Origin of the sequence: Mesorhizobium sp. M1143, from assembly GCF_040318435.1 — a bacterium.
Taxonomy (GTDB): Bacteria; Pseudomonadota; Alphaproteobacteria; order Rhizobiales; family Rhizobiaceae; genus Mesorhizobium.
Genome location: NZ_JAMYMJ010000004.1, coordinates 62,525 through 82,969 on the forward strand (window position 1 = coordinate 62,525; position 20,445 = coordinate 82,969).

The 20,445-nt window shown below is 62.7% G+C and carries 19 protein-coding genes; 9 read left to right on the forward strand and 10 right to left on the reverse strand.

The genetic code is table 11. The annotated features are described in order from the left end of the window. Window positions 1-2: 2 nt before the first annotated feature. On the reverse strand, window positions 3-1,130 hold the full coding sequence (locus tag NKH35_RS04855) for an S-(hydroxymethyl)glutathione dehydrogenase/class III alcohol dehydrogenase (protein ID WP_352913571.1): 1,128 nt from the start codon (window positions 1,128-1,130) through the stop codon (window positions 3-5). Next, the gene (locus NKH35_RS04860; protein WP_352913573.1) at window positions 1,130-1,363 is read right to left on the reverse strand and encodes a hypothetical protein; all 234 of its coding nucleotides are present in this window, start codon (window positions 1,361-1,363) and stop codon (window positions 1,130-1,132) included. Before NKH35_RS04860 ends, NKH35_RS04855 begins: the two co-directional genes overlap by 1 nt. Between NKH35_RS04860 and NKH35_RS04865 the strand changes: the two genes are divergently transcribed. From NKH35_RS04865 to NKH35_RS04880, 4 genes are all read left to right on the forward strand, one after another. Continuing rightward, window positions 1,356-3,368 (forward strand): acetyl-CoA carboxylase biotin carboxylase subunit, encoded by a 2,013-nt coding sequence (locus NKH35_RS04865; RefSeq protein WP_352913575.1) that lies wholly within the window; start codon window positions 1,356-1,358, stop codon window positions 3,366-3,368. The two genes, NKH35_RS04860 and NKH35_RS04865, sit on opposite strands and share 8 nt — an antisense overlap. A gap of 260 nt (window positions 3,369-3,628) precedes the next feature. Beyond that, on the forward strand, window positions 3,629-7,156 hold the full coding sequence (gene dnaE, locus NKH35_RS04870; protein ID WP_352804544.1) for a DNA polymerase III subunit alpha: 3,528 nt from the start codon (window positions 3,629-3,631) through the stop codon (window positions 7,154-7,156). 169 nt (window positions 7,157-7,325) lie between these two features. Next, complete coding sequence (locus NKH35_RS04875; protein ID WP_023667583.1) at window positions 7,326-7,724, forward strand: nuclear transport factor 2 family protein; 399 nt, start codon at window positions 7,326-7,328, stop codon at window positions 7,722-7,724. Window positions 7,725-7,877: 153 nt separating this feature from the next. Further along, complete coding sequence (locus NKH35_RS04880; protein WP_352913577.1) at window positions 7,878-8,681, forward strand: potassium channel family protein; 804 nt, start codon at window positions 7,878-7,880, stop codon at window positions 8,679-8,681. A gap of 12 nt (window positions 8,682-8,693) precedes the next feature. Here the strand turns inward: NKH35_RS04880 and NKH35_RS04885 are convergent, their stop codons facing one another. Continuing rightward, the gene (locus NKH35_RS04885; protein ID WP_352913579.1) at window positions 8,694-9,575 is read right to left on the reverse strand and encodes a DMT family transporter; all 882 of its coding nucleotides are present in this window, start codon (window positions 9,573-9,575) and stop codon (window positions 8,694-8,696) included. Between the two features lie 183 nt (window positions 9,576-9,758). Between NKH35_RS04885 and NKH35_RS04890 the strand changes: the two genes are divergently transcribed. Next, a complete protein-coding gene (locus NKH35_RS04890) occupies window positions 9,759-10,265 on the forward strand; it encodes a hypothetical protein (protein WP_352913581.1) in 507 nt (168 codons plus the stop codon). 6 nt (window positions 10,266-10,271) lie between these two features. Here the strand turns inward: NKH35_RS04890 and NKH35_RS04895 are convergent, their stop codons facing one another. Beyond that, a complete protein-coding gene (locus NKH35_RS04895) occupies window positions 10,272-11,600 on the reverse strand; it encodes a DNA polymerase IV (RefSeq protein ID WP_352913584.1) in 1,329 nt (442 codons plus the stop codon). A 67-nt stretch (window positions 11,601-11,667) separates the two neighbouring features. Between NKH35_RS04895 and NKH35_RS04900 the strand changes: the two genes are divergently transcribed. Together NKH35_RS04900 and NKH35_RS04905 are read left to right on the forward strand one after the other, a co-directional pair. Continuing rightward, complete coding sequence (locus NKH35_RS04900) at window positions 11,668-12,243, forward strand: GNAT family N-acetyltransferase (RefSeq protein WP_023681576.1); 576 nt, start codon at window positions 11,668-11,670, stop codon at window positions 12,241-12,243. A gap of 98 nt (window positions 12,244-12,341) precedes the next feature. Further along, window positions 12,342-13,871 (forward strand): hypothetical protein, encoded by a 1,530-nt coding sequence (locus NKH35_RS04905; RefSeq protein ID WP_352913587.1) that lies wholly within the window; start codon window positions 12,342-12,344, stop codon window positions 13,869-13,871. 25 nt (window positions 13,872-13,896) lie between these two features. On the opposite strand, the gene NKH35_RS04910 is transcribed toward NKH35_RS04905, so the two are convergent. Together NKH35_RS04910 and NKH35_RS04915 are read right to left on the reverse strand one after the other, a co-directional pair. Further along, entirely contained in the window at window positions 13,897-14,550 is a 654-nt protein-coding gene (locus NKH35_RS04910) for a hypothetical protein (protein WP_023695429.1), read from the reverse strand. Continuing rightward, complete coding sequence (locus NKH35_RS04915; protein ID WP_023691161.1) at window positions 14,547-14,846, reverse strand: DUF3572 domain-containing protein; 300 nt, start codon at window positions 14,844-14,846, stop codon at window positions 14,547-14,549. Before NKH35_RS04915 ends, NKH35_RS04910 begins: the two co-directional genes overlap by 4 nt. A 239-nt stretch (window positions 14,847-15,085) precedes the next feature. Here NKH35_RS04915 and NKH35_RS04920 point away from each other — a divergent pair, with 239 nt between their 5' ends. Together NKH35_RS04920 and NKH35_RS04925 are read left to right on the forward strand one after the other, a co-directional pair. Beyond that, on the forward strand, window positions 15,086-15,457 hold the full coding sequence (locus NKH35_RS04920; RefSeq protein ID WP_023667574.1) for a response regulator: 372 nt from the start codon (window positions 15,086-15,088) through the stop codon (window positions 15,455-15,457). 24 nt (window positions 15,458-15,481) lie between these two features. Beyond that, window positions 15,482-16,855 (forward strand): PleD family two-component system response regulator, encoded by a 1,374-nt coding sequence (locus tag NKH35_RS04925; RefSeq protein ID WP_023681572.1) that lies wholly within the window; start codon window positions 15,482-15,484, stop codon window positions 16,853-16,855. A 409-nt stretch (window positions 16,856-17,264) separates the two neighbouring features. Here NKH35_RS04925 and rpmG read toward each other — a convergent pair whose 3' ends face one another. From rpmG to NKH35_RS04945, 4 genes are all read right to left on the reverse strand, one after another. After that, window positions 17,265-17,432 (reverse strand): 50S ribosomal protein L33, encoded by a 168-nt coding sequence (rpmG, locus tag NKH35_RS04930; protein WP_006201775.1) that lies wholly within the window; start codon window positions 17,430-17,432, stop codon window positions 17,265-17,267. 418 nt (window positions 17,433-17,850) lie between these two features. After that, window positions 17,851-18,306 carry a YqfO family protein gene (locus NKH35_RS04935; RefSeq protein WP_352913590.1) on the reverse strand — a complete coding sequence of 152 codons (456 nt, stop codon included), beginning with the start codon at window positions 18,304-18,306 and terminating at the stop codon, window positions 17,851-17,853. Between the two features lie 116 nt (window positions 18,307-18,422). Then, window positions 18,423-19,598 (reverse strand): MFS transporter, encoded by a 1,176-nt coding sequence (locus NKH35_RS04940; protein ID WP_023681570.1) that lies wholly within the window; start codon window positions 19,596-19,598, stop codon window positions 18,423-18,425. A 79-nt stretch (window positions 19,599-19,677) separates the two neighbouring features. Continuing rightward, window positions 19,678-20,418 carry an NUDIX hydrolase gene (locus tag NKH35_RS04945; RefSeq protein ID WP_023710624.1) on the reverse strand — a complete coding sequence of 247 codons (741 nt, stop codon included), beginning with the start codon at window positions 20,416-20,418 and terminating at the stop codon, window positions 19,678-19,680. Window positions 20,419-20,445 lie beyond the last annotated feature (27 nt).

The window sequence follows — 20,445 nt, forward strand, 5'->3', positions numbered from 1 at the left end:
CCTCAATAAACGACGACGCTCCTGATCGACTTGCCCTCATGCATAAGGTCGAAGCCCTTGTTGATGTCTTCCAGCTTCAGCAAATGGGTGATCATCGGGTCGATCTGGATCTTGCCGTCCATGTACCAGTCGACGATTTTTGGCACGTCAGTGCGGCCGCGTGCGCCGCCAAAGGCGGTGCCCATCCAGGTGCGGCCGGTGACCAGCTGGAACGGCCGGGTCGAAATCTCCTGGCCGGCGCCGGCCACGCCGATGACGACCGACTTGCCCCAGCCGCGATGCGAGGCTTCCAGCGCATGGCGCATCACCTTGGTGTTGCCGGTGCAGTCGAACGCGTAGTCGGCGCCGCCGATCTGGTCGGCACCGCGCTTGGTCATGTTGACGAGGTGGGGGACGATGTCGCCGTCGATCTCCTTCGGATTGACGAAATGCGTCATGCCGAACCTCTCGCCCCATGCCTTCTTGTCGTTGTTGAGATCAACGCCGATGATCATGTCGGCGCCGGCCAGCTTCAGGCCCTGGATGACGTTGAGACCGATGCCGCCGAGGCCGAAGACAACTGATGTCGCGCCTTGCTCGACCTTGGCGGTGTTGATGACCGCGCCGATGCCGGTGGTGACGCCGCAGCCGATGTAGCAGATCTTGTCGAAGGGAGCGTCGGGATTGACCTTGGCCACCGCGATCTCGGGCAGCACGGTGAAATTGGAGAAGGTCGAGCAGCCCATATAGTGGAAGATCTTGTCCTTGCCGATCGAGAAGCGCGACGAGCCGTCCGGCATCAAGCCCTGGCCCTGTGTGGCGCGGATGGCGGTGCAGAGGTTGGTCTTGCGCGACAGGCAGGACGGGCACTGCCGGCATTCCGGCGTGTAGAGCGGAATGACGTGGTCACCCTTCTTGACCGAGGTGACGCCCTTGCCGACATCGACGACGACGCCGGCGCCTTCATGGCCGAGGATCGCCGGGAACAGGCCTTCGGGATCGGCGCCCGACAAAGTGAATTCGTCGGTATGGCAGATGCCGGTCGCCTTGATCTCGACCAGCACCTCGCCTTCGCGCGGTCCATCGAGGTCGACCTCCATGATTTCCAACGGCTTTCCGGCGGCGACAGCGACAGCGGCGCGGGTTTTCATCAGGCAATTCCTCCCATGCGATTGGTCTTCAGGCTTTCAGGATTTTTATACTGTTTCAACCCGGTTTGGCGACCAAATATGGCGCAAATCTTGGCCCAGTGCTCGGCGGCCCCGGCTTTCGTCCCGCAACATCGGCTCGGCGTAGATTGCTGCACAGCGGCGCGGTGCTTGAGCCCGGCTGCCGAAGCCCATAAGAAGGACGAAAGACCCGAGGAAACGCCTTCGATGTTCACGAAAATCCTGATCGCCAATCGCGGCGAGATTGCTTGCCGCGTCATCAAGACTGCGCGCAAGATGGGGATTGCCACCGTAGCGGTCTATTCCGATGCCGATCGCGACGCCGTGCATGTCGAAATGGCCGACGAAGCCGTGCATATCGGGCCGTCGCCTGCCGCGCAGAGCTACCTCCTGCCCGAGAAGATTATCGCCGCCTGCAAAGAGACGGGCGCGCAGGCCGTGCATCCGGGTTATGGTTTTCTCTCCGAACGCGCCGCCTTCTGCGAGGCGCTGGAGGCCGAAGGCATTATCTTCATCGGTCCAAAACCCAAGGCAATCAAGGCGATGGGCGACAAGATCGAATCGAAGAAGTTCGCCAACGCGGCCAAGGTTTCGACCGTGCCAGGCTGGCTCGGCGTCATCGAAAACGGCGACCATGCCGAAACGATCGCCGGCGAGATCGGTTATCCCGTGATGATCAAGGCGTCGGCCGGCGGCGGCGGCAAGGGCATGCGCATCGCCTGGAGCCAGTCGGAAGTGCGCGACGGCTTTGACCGGGCGCGTTCGGAGGCCAAAAGCTCGTTCGGCGACGACCGCGTCTTCATCGAAAAGTTCGTCGTCGATCCGCGCCATATCGAAATCCAGGTGCTGGCTGACGCGCATGGCACCGCGCTCTATCTCGGCGAGCGCGAATGTTCGATCCAGCGCCGCAACCAGAAGGTCGCGGAGGAGGCGCCGTCGCCGTTCCTCGATGCCAAGACGCGCAAGGCGATGGGCGAACAGGCCGTGGCGTTGGCCAAGGCGGTCGACTATCAGAGCGCGGGCACCGTCGAGTTCATCGTCGACGCTGAAAAGAACTTCTATTTCCTTGAAATGAATACACGATTGCAGGTCGAGCATCCGGTGACGGAGCTCGTCACCGGCATCGATCTGGTCGAGCAGATGATCCGCATTGCCGCCGGCGAGAAGCTCGGCATCAAGCAGGGTGACGTCAAGCTGAACGGCTGGGCGGTGGAAAGCCGGCTCTATGCCGAGGATCCCTACCGCAACTTCCTACCGTCGATCGGCCGGCTGACGCGCTATCGGCCACCGGAAGAGGGCACGTTCGGCGACATCGTCATCCGCAACGACACCGGCGTCACCGAGGGGTCCGAGATTTCGATGTTCTATGACCCGATGGTGGCAAAGCTCTGCACCTGGGCGCCGACGCGTATCGAGGCAATCGACGCCATGTCGGAAGCGCTGGACAGTTTCGTCGTCGACGGCATCGAGCACAACATCCCGTTCCTGGCGGCGCTGATGCAGCATCCGCGCTGGCGCGAGGGGCGGATATCGACGGGCTTCATCGCCGAGGAATATCCTGACGGCTTCGCGCCGATCGTGCCCAATGGCGATGAAAAGGCAGTGCTGGCGGCGATCGCCACCGCGGTCGAGCTTCTGCGCCGCGATCGGCTTGACCGGCTGGACGGGCGGCTGGCGCCGCATTCGGGCGCACTCAAGCGCGATTGGGTGGTGAAGCTCGGCGACGACTATCTCCAGGCTTCGATCATCGAGGGCATGATCTCCATTCCGATGGAAATCGATCTGTCGGTCGATGGCGGCAAAGCGCTGACCGTGGCGTCCGACTGGCGGCCGGGCGACCTCATCTGGCGCGGCACTGTCGGTGCCCGCAAGGTCACTGCGCAGATCAGGCCGGCGCCGAACGGCCTGCGCATTGCCTGGAAAGGCATGTCGGTGACGGCGCGCGCCATGCTGCCGCGCACGGCGGAGCTGGAAAGGCTGATGCCGGAGAAGGTGGCGCCGGACACGTCCAAGATGCTGCTTTGCCCGATGCCGGGCCTGGTCGTGTCGATCGCGGTTGCCGAGGGGCAGGAGGTCAAGGCCGGCGAGACGCTGGCCGTGGTCGAGGCGATGAAGATGGAAAACGTGCTGCGCGCCGACCGCGATCTTGTCGTGTCGAAGCTCAACGCCAAGCCGGGTGACAGCCTGGCTGTCGATGCGGTGATCATGGAGTTCGCCTAGAGATTGTTTGGAAATTCTACTCCGGCGGCCATCTGAAGGTGGTTTCTGCGCTTCCCGTGCTCACGGACCAATGGCCGCTGCGCTCCGATTCTCGAAACCACCATCATATGACTCGCCAGAGCGAATTTCGAACAATCTCTGAGCCGTGCGGCTGGGTACGGAAGCCTGTGGTCGGTGGTCATTTGTGCTGGACTGGCATCGCCCGGTCCGGGACAATACATCTCCATCGACTCAAAGCCCTTCGAGCAATTTGAAACATCATGGCGGATGACAAACTTCCACGCGATCCCCTGAGGCGCGAAGCAGCGCTCGCCGCTGCGCGCCCGGAGGCGCCGGCGCGGCCGTTCATCCATCTGCGCGTGCATTCGGCGTATTCGCTGCTCGAGGGCGCCTTGCAGGTCGCCGCCGTTGTCGGTCATGCAGTCAAGGACGAGTGCCCGGCAATCGCAGTCACCGACACAAACAATCTGTTCGGCGCGCTGGAATTTGCCCAGAAGGCGGTGAAGGAAGGCATCCAGCCGATTATCGGTTGCCAGATCGATCTCGCCTTTTCCGGCGAGACCAGCGACGCGCAGCGCGACCGCCGCCGCCATGGTCCGGAGATGCACGCCGTGGTGCTGCTCGCCGCCACCGAGGCCGGCTACAGCAACCTCGTCAGGCTGGTCAGCCAGGTCTATCTGGAGACGCCGCCGGGCGAGCCCGTGCATCTGACGTCAGCAATGCTGGAAGGCCATAGCGATGGCCTGATCTGCCTCAGCGGCGGGCCGCGCGGCCCGATCGGCCGGGCGCTGAAGGAGGATCGCCGAGATCTTGCCGAGACGCGGCTTCTGGCACTCAAGGCGCTGTTCGGCGACCGGCTCTATGTCGAGCTGGACCGTGTTTCCGGTTATGACCGCGCTATCGAGAAATCATCGGTCGACCTTGCCTATATCCATGATCTGCCGCTGGTCGCCACGAATGAGGCGTTCTTCGCCGCCCGCGACGACTATGACGCGCATGATGCTCTGATCGCCATTGCCGAGGGTTCGGTGGTTGCCGCCGACAACCGTCGCCGGCTGACTTCGGACAATTTCCTGCGCAGCCAGGCGGATATGGCGCGGCTGTTCGCCGACCTGCCGGAAGCGATCGACAACACCGTCGAGATCGCGCTGCGCTGTTCCTATTATCCCAAGACCCGCAATCCGATCCTGCCACGCTTTACCGGCGGCGATGTCGCCGACAATGAGGTGGCGCTGAAAGCGGAGGCCGATGAGCTACGCCGGCAGGCGCATGAGGGGCTGGAGGCGCGGCTGGCTGCGCATGGGCCCACTTCCGGCTACACGGTCGAACAATACCGCGAGCGGCTCGATTTCGAACTCTCCATCATCGAGAAGATGAAGTTTCCCGGCTATTTCCTGATCGTCGCCGACTTCATCAAATGGGCCAAGGCGCAAGGCATTCCGGTCGGGCCGGGCCGTGGTTCGGGCGCCGGATCGCTGGTCGCTTATTCCACGACCATCACCGACATCGATCCGCTGCGCTTCTCGCTGCTGTTCGAGCGCTTCCTCAACCCCGACCGCGTGTCGATGCCCGACTTCGACATCGACTTCTGCCAGGACCGGCGCGAAGAGGTCATCCGCTACGTCCAGCAGAAATATGGCCGCGACCAGGTTGGGCAGATCATCACCTTCGGTACGCTGCAGGCGCGCGCGGTGCTGCGCGACGTCGGCCGCGTGCTGCAAATGCCTTACGGCCAAGTCGACAAGCTCTCCAAGATGGTGCCGCAGAACCCGGCCAATCCGGTCAAGCTGGCGGATGCCATCGCCAACGAGCCGCGCTTTGCCGAGGAGGCCGAGAAGGAGCCGATCGTGCAGACGCTGCTCGATATGGCGCAAAAGCTGGAAGGGCTCTACCGCCACTCTTCGACGCACGCCGCCGGCATCGTGATCGGCGACCGGCCCTTGTCGGAACTGGTGCCGATGTACCGCGATCCGCGCTCCGACATGCCGGTCACCCAGTTCAACATGAAATATGTCGAGCAGGCCGGGCTGGTAAAATTCGACTTCCTCGGCCTGAAGACGCTGACGGTGCTGGAGACGGCGGTGAAGCTGATCCGCCGGCGCGGCATCGAGATCGACCTGGCGACGATCCCGCTCGACGATCCTGAAACCTACGCCATGCTGTCGCGCGGCGAAGTGGTCGGTGTGTTCCAGGTGGAAAGTGCCGGCATGCGCAAGGCGCTGATCGGCATGCGGCCCGACTGCATCGAGGACATCATCGCGCTGGTGGCGCTCTACCGTCCCGGCCCGATGGAGAACATCCCGACCTACAACGCCAGAAAGCATGGCGAAGAGGAGATGGCATCGATCCATCCCAAGATCGACCATCTGGTGAAGGAGACGCAAGGCGTCATCGTCTACCAGGAACAGGTGATGCAGATCGCGCAGGAACTGTCGGGCTATTCGCTCGGCGAAGCCGATCTGCTGCGTCGCGCGATGGGCAAGAAGATCCGCGCCGAAATGGACAAGCAGCGCGAGCGCTTCGTCACCGGTGCGGTCGAACGCGGCGTCGGCAAGCCGCAGGCCGACTTCATCTTCGACCTTCTGGCCAAGTTCGCCGACTACGGCTTCAACAAATCGCACGCGGCCGCCTACGCCGTCGTGTCCTACCAGACCGCCTATCTCAAGGCGCATTACCCCGTCGAGTTCCTGGCGGCGTCGATGACGCTCGACATGGGCAATACCGACAAACTCGCCGATTTCCGCCAGGATGCGCTGCGTCTCGGCATCGAGGTGGTGGCGCCGTCAGTGATGACCAGCTTCCGCAATTTCGAGGTCGGCGAGAACCGCATTTACTATTCGCTGGCGGCCCTCAAGGGCGTCGGCGACGCTGCGGTCGAGCACATCGTCGCCATGCGCGGCGAAAAGCCGTTCAAGAATCTCGCCGATTTCTGTGAAAAGGTCGATCCCAAGATCGTCGGCAAGCGCGTCTTCGAAAGCTTGATCATGGCCGGCGCGCTCGACTGCTTCGGCCACGACCGCGCCCAGATGATGGCCGGCGTCGAACGGATGATGGGGCTGGCTTCGCTGGCGCAGCAGAATGCCATTTCGGGCCAGCACGACATTTTCGGCGCGTCGCTCGGCGCGCAGCAGCAGGCGCTCAATTTACCGCAGACCGATCCGTGGCTTGCCGCCGACCGGCTGCACCGTGAATTCCAGGTCGTCGGCTTCTATCTTTCGGCGCATCCGCTCGACGAGTACAAGGCGGCCCTGCAGAAGATGCGCGTGCAAAACTGGGGCGAGTTCTCGGCTGCGGTCAAACGCGGTGCCGCCGCGGGCCGGCTCGCCGGCACCGTCACCACCAAGCAGGAGCGCAAGACCCGAACCGGCAACAAGATGGGCGTCATCGCCTTTTCCGACACATCTGGCCAATATGAAGCCGTGCTGTTTTCGGAAGGGTTGGCGCAGTATCGCGATCTGCTCGAGCCCGGACGTTCGGTGGTGATCACCGTTTCGGCCGAGGATAGGCCCGAAGGGGTCAATCTGCGCATCCAGACGGTGCAGTCGCTGGAGGATGAGGCCAGCCGTATCCAGAAGGCGCTGCGCATCTTCGTGCGCGATGCGGCTCCGATCGGCATGCTGGCCGGCCAACTGGCGGTAAAGGGCGAGGGCCAGGTCAGCTTCGTGCTGATCAAGGAAGCCGGGCAAGGTGAGATCGAGATCGAATTGCCCAATCGCTACCGCATCTCGCCGCAGATCGCGTCGGCCATGCGCGCGGTGCCGGGTGTGGTCGAAGTCGAGCTCGTCTAGGCTGCGCTGATATACACGGCAATCGCATCGACGTCGGCCAGTGCATCACGGCCTAAAGATGCTCTGGGCCTGACATTGCAGCCGATAGGGCCAGCGTGCGGGGCGTGGTTGACCTGACCTTCCTTTGAACCACATGCGTTGAGCAGAAACTTCACAGGAACGCACAATCATGCCCAGCCGCGAACGCGTCGAAGCCTTCCTCAAGGAGGTGGTCGAAGGCAGCCACGTCAAAGCGATCGCCGACTTCTACCATGACGATGCCACCATGCAGGAAAATCTCGGCGTCCCGCGGCGCGGCAAGGAAACACTGATGGCGCATGAGCAGGCAGCACTCGACCGGATCGAGAAGATGCACACCCATCCTGTCCAGACATTCCTGGTCGATGGCGACAATGTCGCCATCCGCTGGACCTTCGACCGTGTCGACAAGGCCGGCACCGTGCGCCGGCTGGAAGAGGTGGCCCTGCAGCGCTGGCGTGGTGACCGGATTGCGGAGGAGCGGTTCGTCTACGACACCGCCTCGGCCTGGCGCCTCGTCGGGCCGGACGGCAAGGTGGTGGAGGGCTGAGGATCACCGGGGCCATTAGATCATGATGAGATTCGGTTGAAATCTCATCATGATCTAACCCTTTGTTGGAACGTGATCTTTTCCAAAAACCGGCACCCACTTTTTGGGATCATGCTCTAGACGGCCCCGCCTGGGACCGTTACGCACTTGGTGATGAAAGCAGCCGAGAAGGACGGATCGCAGCAAAGCTCAGCGATGGCGCGGCTGCGTGACCGGCTGCGCAAGCTCTATCACGGACGCACGCCGGCGGCGTTCCGGTTTCAGCTGGTGGCGGTCATCATCGACCTCGCCATCATCGCCTTCTTCGTTGCCACGCCGGTGCTCCAGGACAAGCCGTCATTCCTGTGGCTCGACTATACCGTCGCCGCATTGGTCGCCGCCGACCTGATTGCCCGGCTGTTAGCCTCCAACGACATGCTGCGGCTGATGAAACAGCCGACATCCTGGGTCGATGTCTTCATCCTTCTGACGCTGCTGATGCCGACGGCGCTGGCAAATCTGGCGTTCCTGCGCATCCTGCGGCTGTGGTCGCTGTCGCGCAGCGGCTCGCTGTGGCGGCATTTCGAGATGCGCGGGCTAAGGCCATGGCGCGAGGCGAGCCAGGCGGTCATCAACCTTTTGACGTTTCTCTTCGTCATCACCGGTTTCGTCTACACCTTCTTCTTCCGCTCCGGCGCCGGCCTCGAAAACTATGTCGATGCGCTTTATTTCACCGTTGCCACGGTGACGACGACCGGTTTCGGCGACATCGTGCTGCCGGGAATTGCCGGCAAGCTGACCGCAATCGTCACCATGATCATCGGCATCTCGCTGTTCGTCAGGCTGGCGACAGCGATCTTCCGACCGGCCAAGGTGCTCTTTCCCTGTCCACAATGCGGCCTGCAGCGGCACGAACCGGACGCCGTGCATTGCAAGGCCTGCGGGCATCTCCTCAACATCCCCGACGAAGGAAGCTGATTGGCGGCGGTGCTATGACGTAGCCACTTCCGCTGGTTGCGGCGCCTTGCGCTGCAGGTTGAGCAGGTTGCCCAGCAGGATCAGCAGGGCGCCGCCGGCGGTGAAGGCGTCGATCTGCTCGCTATAGAGCAGCCAGCCGATCAGCGCCGATAAAGGCACGCGCAAGAAGTCCATCGGCGAGATGACGGTCGCGTCGGCATAGGCGAGTGCGCGGGCCATGCAGAAATGCGAAGACATGCCGGTGAAGGCGATCAGGACGATCCACGGCCAGAGTTCCAGTGGCGGGTTGCGCCATTCGTAGAGCGCCGGGATCAAGCCGACTACCGACTGGATGATCAGCATCCAGAAGATGATGCGCACGACGCTGTCGGTGCGTGTCAGCGACTTGACCATGACCACCGAAATGCCGAAGCAGACAGCGGCGCCGAGCACGATCAGGTGCCCCGGATCGACGGCGCCAACGCCGGGCCGCACGATGATCACCACGCCGATCAGCCCCAGCGCGATCGCCGCCAGCTTGGGTCGGGAGAGCCTTTCGCCGAGGAAGGCCACCGCCAGCAGGGCCGTCCAGATCGGCGTCGTGAATTCGATCGAAATCAGCACGGCCAGCGGGATCAGTGTCAATGAGTAAAGCCATGCCGCCTGGCCGGTATAGTGGATGACATTGCGGGCGAGATGGGCGACGGGGCGCTGCGTGCGCATCGCCGCAAAGCCGCCGCTCACAATCACCAGCGGCAGCAGGATGAAAAAGCCGATCACCGAGCGCAGTTCCAGCACCTGGAACACGTTGAGCTCCGCGGTCGTGGCGCGGCCGGCGACCGACATCGCCAGGAACGAGGCGATCGACAGCGCCATCCAGAACGCGGCTTTGGGGATCGATGGGGAAGGTGCCATAGGCGCTATGTCGCAAGCCGGGGCTTCCATCGCAACCGCTAGGCGACGCATTCGACTGGGCCAGACCCGTTGCAAAACAGCCATGCTGGAAGTGGAACCTGACGCAACGGCAGGCGTTGGTTCCCGGTATTGGCCAATTGCTGGACGCATCGTTTCTTAAACATCAACGGGGGAGAGATTCCGATGAAATCATTCGCGCGGTTTCTGCTAGCCGGCTGCCTGCTAACTGCAAGCGCCGCGGCCCATGCCGACGAGGCGAATTTTCTCAGCTCCTTGCAAGGGAATTTCTCCGGCAAGGGGACAGTCAAGGTCACCACCGACGCACCGACGGTGAATGTGTCCTGCACCTTCAATTCCGACGCGACCTCGAGCTCATTGTCGCTTGACGGCAATTGCCGTGGTCTTGTCGTGGTGACGCGCGCCATCAGCGCCAATCTGAAGGCCCGCGGGGCGAAGTATACAGGCGTCTATGTCGGGTCGCGCACCGGGCCGGCACAGCTCGCCGGCAGCCGTTCCGGCACCGCGATCAGTCTCGGCATTCGCTGGGCGGCGGAGGTCAATGGCGATCGCAAGGCGCGGTTGACGGTCGAGAAAACCAGCGGCGACGGAATGCGGTTGACCGTTACCGACGTCGATCCGAAAACCGGCAAGAACGTGGTGACCAGCCGCATCGATCTCAAGCGTATCTAAGCCGTCTCACTCCTCGATCGGCTCTGGCGGATTGGCGTTGCGGCCTTTGCCGAAGGTGTAGCCGGTTTCCACCGCCTTCTTGCCGAACTTGTCGCGCAGCGTATCGATGGCGCTTTCGGCCATGGCGCGCTTGCGCGAGCCGACGTCGACGAGATCGGGCGGATCGGCCTTCTCGTCATCCGAGAGATCGCTGACACCGATGCCGAGCAGCCGGTACTTTGTCCCGTCCGCCTCCTTGCGCAACAGCTCGAGCCCGGTCTGGAAAATGCGGTCGGCCAGCCTTGTCGGGTCGCCGAGCTGGCGGTTGCGGGTACGCAGCTTGAAATCCTGCGTCTTCAGCTTCAGCACCACGGTGCGCCCGGCAATGCCTGACTTCTTCAGCCGCGCCGAGACCTTTTCCGACAATCCCCTCAGCACTGGAACCAGTTCGCCCATTTCAGCTATGTCGGTGTCGAAAGTGGTTTCGGCCGACACACTTTTCGCATCCTGGTCGGGATCGACACGGCGGTCGTCCTGGCCGCGCGAGAGATGGTAGAGCCGGGTGCCCATCACGCCATAGCGGCGCATCAGATCGGCGCGCTCCATGCGCTGCAATTGGGCGATGCTGCGGATGCCGTCGCGTTCGAGCGTTGCGGCAAAAGCCTTGCCGACGCCCCAGATCAGCGTCACCGGCTGTTCGGCCAGGAAACCCAGCGCCTCGGCTTCGCCGATCACCGAAAAGCCGCGCGGCTTGCGGAAATCGGAGGCAGCCTTGGCCAGGAACTTGCAGTAGGAAAGGCCGGCCGAAACGGTGATGCCGATTTCCTTTTCGACGGTCTGCGCAAAGCGCGCCAGCACCACCGCCGGCGGCATGCCGTGCAGGCGCTCGGTGCCGGCAAGGTCGAGAAACGCCTCATCGATGGAGAGCGGTTCGACCAGCGGCGTGAGCGCCTGCATCAAGGCGCGGACATCGCGGCCGACGCGGACGTATTTCTCCATATTGGGCGGGATGACGACCGCTTCCGGACAGGCTTCGAGCGCCTTGAACATCGGCATTGCCGAGCGCACCCCCTGGATGCGGGCGATGTAGCAGGCGGTGGAAACGACGCCGCGCTTGCCGCCGCCGATGATCAGCGGCTTGTCCTTCAGCGCCGGATTGTCGCGCTTTTCGATCGCCGCATAGAAGGCGTCGCAATCGATATGCGCCAGATGCAGCTGGTAGAGCTCGGGATGGCGGGTGAGTCGAGGGCTGCCGCAACGCTCACAGCGCCTGGTATCGCTGCGCTGAAAGGTCAGGCAGTCGCGGCAAAAACCGTGCTCGGGATTGTTGACAGGGGCCGCCATCGCTGCGAACATAAAGAGAACAGATGCAATGGTACGTCAGGACGGAAGCCGCCACAAGCGGTTAGCCGGGAGAGAACTCATGAGCACCACCATAGCGCCGCTGGCGCCTGACCTATGGGCGGATTTCGAGGATCTTTTCGGCAAGCAGGGCGCCTGTTACGGCTGCTGGTGCACGCATTTCCGGATGGCGCCGGCGGTCCGACGGGCCAGCGACAAGCAGCGCAACAAGGATCATATCAAGGCGCGTATCGAGGCCGGGCCGCCGCCGGGGCTTTTGGCCTTCGAGGACGGCCAGGCGGTCGGCTGGATGCAGATCGGTCCACGCGCCGACGTGCCCGAATGGAACAATCGGGGCCGGGGCTCGGCGCCGGTCGATCCAACCGACGCCGTAGATCCCGGCGTCTGGGCCATCTCCTGCTTCTTCATCCGCGCCAGCGCGCGCGGCCGGGGCGTCAGCCACCGCCTGGTCGAGGGCGGCATCGCTTTTGCCCGCCAGAACAAGGCGCGGCTGGTCGAGGCGTGTCCGATCGACGTGTCGCGCGATTCGCGTTCGATCGGGCTGTTCGTCGGCTCGTCGCGTGTGTTTGAAAAGGCCGGCTTCGAGCGGCTTGTCGAACGCAAGGCCGGACGGCCGCTGATGCGGCTGGTGTTGTAGGCGGCAGCAATCCATAGGTCTTGTCTTGCGGCTGTGATGGTATTTTCCTACCAGTGGTAGAAGCGGTTTTGACGACTGCAATAAAGTGGAGGATCGATATGAAGCGCGTTTTGCCATTCGCTTTGCTTCTAGCCTGCAGTGCGCCGGCGCTTGGGCAGACGGTCGACAGCGAGGGCGCCAAGCAGCTTACCGACAATCTGGCGCGCTATTTCAGCAAGAAGCCGTTCGAGATCGGATTTCTGAAGGTCTCGGTCGAAGGCGACGCCTACAAGCTCGCATTCGATTTCAAGCCCGTCGTGGAACTCTTGGCAAAACAGGATGGCCTGAAGCTCGATCTCACCCCTTATACGCTGTTGACCAAACCACGCAGCGATGGCGCGTGGGATGTCTCAGGCAATCTGGCGCCGGAAGGGTCGATGGAGTTCAACGGCCCTCAGGGGCCGCAAAGCATGAAGATGTCTATCAAGGGCGGGAAGTTCGTTGGTGTCTACGATCCCGAGTTGGCGGCTTTCAGCAGCGCCACGTCGTCACTTGAAGGCATGAATATGACGTCGCAGGACGCCAGGCAGCGCACGGAGATGAGTTCTGGTGCTGGAACCGCCACAATGAGCGCTACCGAGGGCGCAAATGGCGGTGTCGATTTTAGCATGGTTCAGACGATTGCCGATTTTGCAGAGGTCATCACGATCGACAACCCCAACAGCGGGCAGAAAATCCCGCTGACGGTCAAGTCGCCCGAATTTTCGGTCGACGCGAAAGGCAAGGGGCTGCGCACGAAGCCTATTCTGGACCTGTTGGCTTTCGCCGTGGCCAATGAGGACGAGGCGAAACTGAAAGCCAATCAGGCGGAGCTCAAGTCGCATCTTCTGACCGCGCTGCCGATATGGGAGCGGATTGATGGGGCTTACAGTCTCAAGGATTTCAGCGTCGGCAGCCCGATCGGCAGTTTCGGCGCAGCAACACTCGGCATCGCCTTCGGCATGGACGGTGTCTCGCGCAACGGGACGATCAGCTACGGGATCAAAGCGTCTGGGCTCTCGATACCGCAAAATCTTGTTCCAGCCTGGAGCGTCGCGCTGTTGCCCACCGACATCGACCTCAATTTCGGTGGGGCCAACATCGATCTCGACACAATGGCCAAGAAGGCTATCGAGGCCTTCGATCTCAACAACAACCCGCCGCTTTCGGCGGATTTCGGCGACGGCCTGAAGAAAGATTTTCTGGCGAACGGCCCCAAGATCCTCATCGGCCACAGCACGGTCAAGGGCGGCGGTGCCGAAATCGGGCTGGAGGGCGATATGACGTTTCCCGATGGCGAGAAGCCCGATGCCAACGTGACAATCGACGTGACCGGCTACGACAAGATCGTGGCAAGCCTGCAGGAGGCGGCGAAGACCGACCCGCAGGCCTCACAGGCTTTTACCGGCGCCTTGGCCATCAAGGGATTTGCCAAGACGCTGCCGGACGGCCGTATCGAATGGGTGATCAACGCCAGGCACGATGGGTCGGTGACGGTCAACGGCGCCATGCTGAAGGGGCCGGATCCGGTCGTGGAAGACAACACCGATCAGGATGCGATCCCTGGCGAGGGCAACAATGGCGGAGCAGGGGCGAAGCTGCAGCCTTGATCGCCAAGCTTGGAGGCGCTTGGGCTTAAAGCCCGAGCGCGCTCGCGATCTTCGGCGCGGCATCGCGCCAGTCCTCGACGGAGATGATGTCGTCGGGCACCGGCGGCATGAAGGCGCGCAGCGAATTGTCGGCCATCAGGTGGAAGAGATGCGCGTCGGCGACGGAATTGCGCGCCGAGATGAGATTGGCGGGCTGGTCGTCGACAAAGGCCACCGGCCGGCCGTTCTTGCCGCGCAGTTTCGCCACCGCCGGTCCCTTGGCCATCTCGGTGGTCAACAGCGGGTAGGGCAGCCCGAGCGCATCGAGATGGGCGCGGCGCGCAGCGCGATGCCGGTGCGGCATGGCGGTCAAAAGGACGATCTCGGCGCGGTCGCCAAGGCTGGCAAGCGCTTGTTCGGCACCATCGGTGACGCTCTGCCAGTCGGCCTGCGTATCGAAGAAATCTCCGAGAAGTGCCGTCACCTCCGGCTGTTCGATCAGCCGGCCGCTCGCCGTTTCGGCAATGTTGCCGGTGAGACGGAACGAGGCCAGCGTCAGGCCGAAGCCGCGCGATTTCAGGAAATGCGGAAACGGCCGGATGAATTCGAGCACGACATCGTCGACATCGAGGATCAGCAGAGGCCGGTCGTCGGCTGCAAGTTCGGCGATCTGGCGTGCCGTCTCGGGATCGTCGCTCATATCGAATGCTCATGGTCGTCGCCGCCAAGAGGCAGCGCGCGCAAAGCCTTGCCGACTGAGGCAGGCGGGGTGCCGGTTTCCTCGGCAAAGCGCAGCAAGGTCGGCTCGTGGGCGAGGATGAACTGCAGCACGCCGGCAAGGAATCCCGGTTCGGCCGCGGCGCGGCGGATGGCGGACGCCTCGATGCCGGTGATGGCCAGGAAGCGCGGCAGGAGTTCGGGGTCGGCGGCGACGAAGCCCAGTGCCTTCACGGCAATGGTTTCCGCTTCCTCGCGCATTGACGCTGCGTTTGCCATCACTACTTTCTCGTTGCGGAAATGAGTCTCTTTTCCGCAGTAATCGCAAGCGTCGCCTGCGGCAAGCCACAGCCCCGATCCAATGTGGTTTTCGAGGTGGAATCCGAATGGCTTTTGCCGCTTCGGGTTTCCATTTCGTCAATCATATTGCCTTAAGGGTGAGCGAGGGTTTGGTGTGCTTCGACAAGGGCGCATAGCGGCAGGGCTTCGGGCAGAAGCCTGGCCGGGACGGGAAATCGATGCCTAAGAAGGTCATGATCGTCGAGGACAACGAGCTCAATATGAAGCTCTTTCGCGACCTCATCGAAGCCAGCGGTTATGAAACGGTGCGCACGCGCAACGGGCTCGAGGCGCTCGATCTGGCGCGCCAGCACAGGCCCGACCTGATCCTGATGGACATCCAGCTGCCCGAAGTGTCGGGGCTGGAAGTGACGAAATGGCTGAAGGAGGACGACGACCTCCATTCCATTCCGGTCATCGCCGTCACCGCCTTCGCCATGAAGGGCGACGAGGAACGCATTCGCCAGGGCGGTTGCGAGGCCTACATCTCCAAGCCGATCTCGGTGCCGCGTTTCATCGAGACCATCAAATCCTATCTCGGTGATGCCTGATGCCTTCAGCCGGAGCCTTGTGACATGACCGCGCGGATCCTCGTCGTCGACGACATCCCTGCCAATGTCAAACTTCTCGAGGTTCGGCTGCTGGCCGAATATTTCGAGGTGTTGACGGCCTCCAACGGGCCGGACGCGATCGAGACCTGCGAAAACGGCAAGGTCGATGTCGTGCTGCTCGACGTGATGATGCCCGGCATGGACGGGTTCGAGGTCTGCAAGCGGCTGAAAAGCGATCCGGCGACCGCGCATATACCGGTGGTCATGGTGACCGCGCTGGGCCATGTTGCCGATCGGGTGCGCGGCCTCGAGGCAGGCGCCGACGACTTTCTCACCAAGCCGGTCAACGATCTGCAACTGATGACGCGGGTGAAGAGCCTGGTCAGGCTGAAGTCGCTGACCGACGAGCTGCGGCTGCGCGCATCGACCACCCGCAACATCGGCATCGAGGCGCTGTTGAGCCGCAGCTTCGCGTCGGAGGACGCCACGCCGAAGGTGCTGTTGATCGACGAGCGCAAATCGTCGGTTGAGCGCATCCAGAATATGCTGCGCGGCAGCGCCGAGCTCGACATTGCCACCGATCCGCATGCCGGCTTCTTCCAGGCCGCCGAGGCGCCCTATGAGTGCGTGCTGATCTCGACCGGTTTTACCGATTTCGATCCGCTGCGGTTGTGTTCGCAATTGCGTTCGCTCGACCGCACCCGCTTCCTGCCGATCATCCTGATTGCAGACGAAGGCGAGGAGGGCCGCATCATCAGAGGCCTCGAACTCGGCATCAACGACTATCTGATGCGGCCGATCGACCAGCAGGAGCTGACGGCGCGGCTGCGTACCCAGGTGCGGCGCAAGCGCTATAACGATCAGCTGCGCGCCAGCGTCGCCCAGACCATCGAGATGGCGGTGACCGACGCATTGACCGGACTGCACAACCGCCGCTACCTCGACAGTCATCTGCAGACGCTGTTCGACCGCGCCGTGGCGCGGCGGCGGCCTCTGTCGGTGATGATCACCGATCTCGACCGCTTCAAGACCGTCAATGACTCGCATGGCCATGATGGCGGCGACGATGTGCTGCGCGAGTTCGCAAGGCGGCTGCGCAAGAACGTCAGGGGCATCGACCTTGCCTGCCGCTTCGGCGGCGAGGAATTCGTCGTTGTGATGCCGGACACGGACGGCGCGGTGGCGGAGAAGGTTGCCGAGCGCATTCGCGCCGAAATCGCCCAGCTGCCGTTTGCCATCGGCCCTGAAGGCAAGGCGATCGAAGTCACGGTCAGCGTCGGCGTGTCATCGGTTCTGAAGGGCGCGGACACGGTCGCGGCTTTGATGAAACGTGCCGACGTGGCGCTCTACGAAGCCAAAAGTGGCGGCCGCAACCGGGTCGTCGCCAAGGCAGCGTAGGCTAGAACACCGATTATGCAGTCAATCGGACAGGGTTAGGAATTTACCTTAATCCAAGCGATTCGGCAGGCTTGGTTAAGAAACTATTGATTTTCAAACATTGTTGCGCAAATGTGCGGTGCAAGAACAAGGGCGATGCGGGCACGAGGGTAGACAGCCGCATCGCTTCGCCGAATACCCCATGATGCTCAGGTCCGCCGCATCTCCTGGGTCCGTGGGGTCGGCCGGCCGGCGCTGGCACATAGTGGCCTCCTCGTACCGCTGCCATACGCCGACCGGCCCCCTTTTTTGCCAAAAAATGAGATGAGCACTTCGCGCCAAACAGCGGAGGGTTCTGGCTTTTCGGGGCCTTGAATCAAAAACGCCGCCCGAAGGGGCGGCGCTTTTGACAGAGCGTATGAAAACCAGATTACTTGATCTTGGTTTCCTTGAACTCGACATGCTTCTTGGCGACCGGGTCGTATTTGCGGAACGACAGCTTGTCGGTCTTGGTACGGCTGTTCTTGCTGGTCACGTAGAAGAAACCGGTGTCGGCGGTCGACAGAAGCTTGATCTTGATGTTTGCGGCTTTGGCCATTGTATCAGTCCGTTATGTTCGTGGGGTTTTGGCCGCTGGAGCGGGGGAAAACACCCGGACGCGGGAAACTTGGCGCGACACATAAAGAACGTGCCCGGAAAGTCAAGCCCGACGCCTTGCCTGTGTCGTAAGCACATGAGTTGTCCGGATTAGGAGCACATGAGTTGTCCGGTTTTATCATCGGCCCGATGGAGGCTGAGGATGAGACGGACAGCATGGCTATAGGCCGGCGAATGCCGGGACGCTGCGAAGCGGCGGGGTTCGGCAGGGTGGATTGGTCACCCCGACCAACTCTTCGCAGGCTCAGGGCGTTCGAATCTCGAAAACCAAGCAATTGGCTTTTCGTCCGCTTCGGACCGCTTCTCACCTCACAACGGAGAAGGTAAAGCCGCTGCTTCCCCTCAGCGGGGCCGGATTTCTAGGCTTCTTCCTTAACTGGAAGCGCTTTCTTCCAGTCCCCAGTGGTGTTCCACCAGCGATTCGGATTGGCGCGGTCGTCCAGGCCCTTGGAGCGGCTGGCGAGGATCGGCTGGATGCGGATCACCGGCTCCTGGTAGGAATGCGCCTGGAAAATCGCCTCGACGACGCGGGCGGCGAGCGACTGGTCGTCGGGCAACTCGAACGAGACCTCGACGGTGCCGGGGCGGCGGCGCAGTTCGGTTTCGACGCTGGCGGCTGCACCTTCCAGCGGTCGGTAGCGTTCGATGCCGTGCGCCGTTTGATAGGCGTTGCGGTCGTATTTGCCCATTGCCAGCGGCGCGATCGCGACCACGGCGTCCATGATGCGGTCGACATCGGCTGCCGGGGCCTGGAAGCTGACAAGCAGCAGAAGCGTCATGCGCAGAGATGTGGTTTCAAAGCCGCTGTCGATCATCGCCGTATCCTCAAACTCGGGTTTTTTGGGACACCCTTTTAGCTGAGGTCTCCTGACACGGTTCTGTCAGCAGCGGCGACATCCCGTCAGGATTGCGCAGGCTGGCGACGGACAGGCTACCAGATCTTGCGGACCAGCCTGGCGCTGACCAAGGCGATATAGGCGGCAAAGAACAGGCCGAGCGACCAGCCGAAGCCGGAGGGCCCGAAGGCATCCATGCCGATGCCGATCGCCTGCGGGCCAAGCACCATGCCGACGCCGTAGCAGAGCACGAAGGCGGCGTTGGCCGAGGCCAGTTCATGGCCGGAGAGCTGCGAGCCCAGATGGGCAAGGCCGATCGTGTACATGGCGGCCACCACGCCGCCCCAGACAAACAGAAGCGCCGCCATCAGGTGCCAATTGCCGGCGAAGAACGGCATGAAGATGGTGCCGGCAAGTCCGACCGTGGCACAGGCCAAAAGCAGATAGCGGCGGTCTGAGACGCGGTCGCTGATCATGCCGATAGGGATCTGCAACAGCACGTTGCCGAGGCCGATCATGGTGAGCAGGAGGGCTGCATCCGCCTCGGAATAGCCGATGCGGTTCCCATAGACGGGGAACAGCGCAAAGCCGCCGGTCTCGACGGCGCCGAACACCAGCACGGCGGCGGTCGCTGTCGGCACCAGCCAGATGTAGCGCAGGAAGTTGCTGGTTTCGCCGTCAACCACGATTGTGGGACTTTCATTCCGTGCGGCCAGCACCGGGATTGCGGCCAGCGCGACCAGGACGATGATGACGCCAAACGGCAAGAAGCCGGTGCTGCCGATATGGGCGAAGATCCATGGCCCGGCGGCGAAGCCGAGCGACAGCACTGTGGCGTAGATGCCGAGCACCAGGCCGCGCCGGCGCGGCGGCGCCGAGGTGCTGATCCAGAATTCCGACAGGATGAACAGCACCGTCAGCGCGATGTGCAGCACGACGCGTAGTGGGAACCACATCCAGAAGTCCGGCGCGAAGTGGAAGCCGACAAAGGCGAGCGCGCCGGCGGCGATCATGGCGATCATCGTCCAGGCGACGCCGAAGCGCATCGCCAGCGGCGTGGCCAGCGGGGCGCCGGCGATCGAGGCAAGGCCGGCGACCGCGGTGTTGAGGCCGATCATCGATGCCGAGTGGCCGCGGCTCTCGAGAATAACGCTGAGCAGCGGCATGCCGAGGCCTATGGCGATGCCGACGACGCTGATCGACGAGATCGCGGCGATCATCGGTAGCCAATGTACGCGCTCGTCGCCCTCTTGCTGGGTATCGACCGTCATGTGATGCCTGAATACTCTGTCTGTTTGATATTGCGTAATTCCGGACGGAAAACCGCGTCACACTTTTCCTGGAATTGCTCTAAAGAATTTCGCGAACGAAGCGGTTGCGGATAAGCCGGTAGAACGGCACGGACCCACCGGGTCGCAGGCGCGGATCGCCGGCAAGCCGCGTCTCCAGCTCCTGCAAGATCGTTCGGGTGATGTCGGGGATATCGGCCTCTCTGGCCTTGGCAAGCGGCAGCCAGACCAGTTCTTCCAGCTCATTGGTCGGGCCGCCACCCGGCAGTTCCACGGCGACATCGCTGCGCCAGGCGCTGAAGAAGCGGGTGTCGAAACGACGCACGCGATTGGGCGGGGTGATGGCGCGGGCGATGAAGCGCAGCGGCGCCAGCGAAGGCTGGACGCCGTGCTCGACAAAGCCCTGCCAGTCGCGCTTGTCGGTTGCGAACGAGCCTTTGCGGCCGATGAGCAGGCCGGCTTCCTCATAAGTCTCGCGGATGGCCGAGAGCGCGATGGCACGGGCCCGCGACGGGCTGATGCGGCCGACGCCGGCGGTCAGCCTGGCTTCTTCCTCCGGGAGCAATGGGGTGGCAACGGCTATGCGGCTGTCGGCCGAATCGGTGCGGCCGCCGGGAAAGACGAACTTGCCGGGCATGAAGGCGTGGCCTGCATGGCGCCGGCCCATCAGCACCAGAATCTCGTCGCCCTCGCGGTCGAGCAGGATCAGGGTGGCGGCATCGCGCGGGCGTATGGGCAGGCCGCTGTGGGCGGCTGCGCCACGGTCCATCCTGCTGACTTCCGCCTTGGTCATACCTTCCATGCGCAGGACCTAGCGGAAACTTCTGGC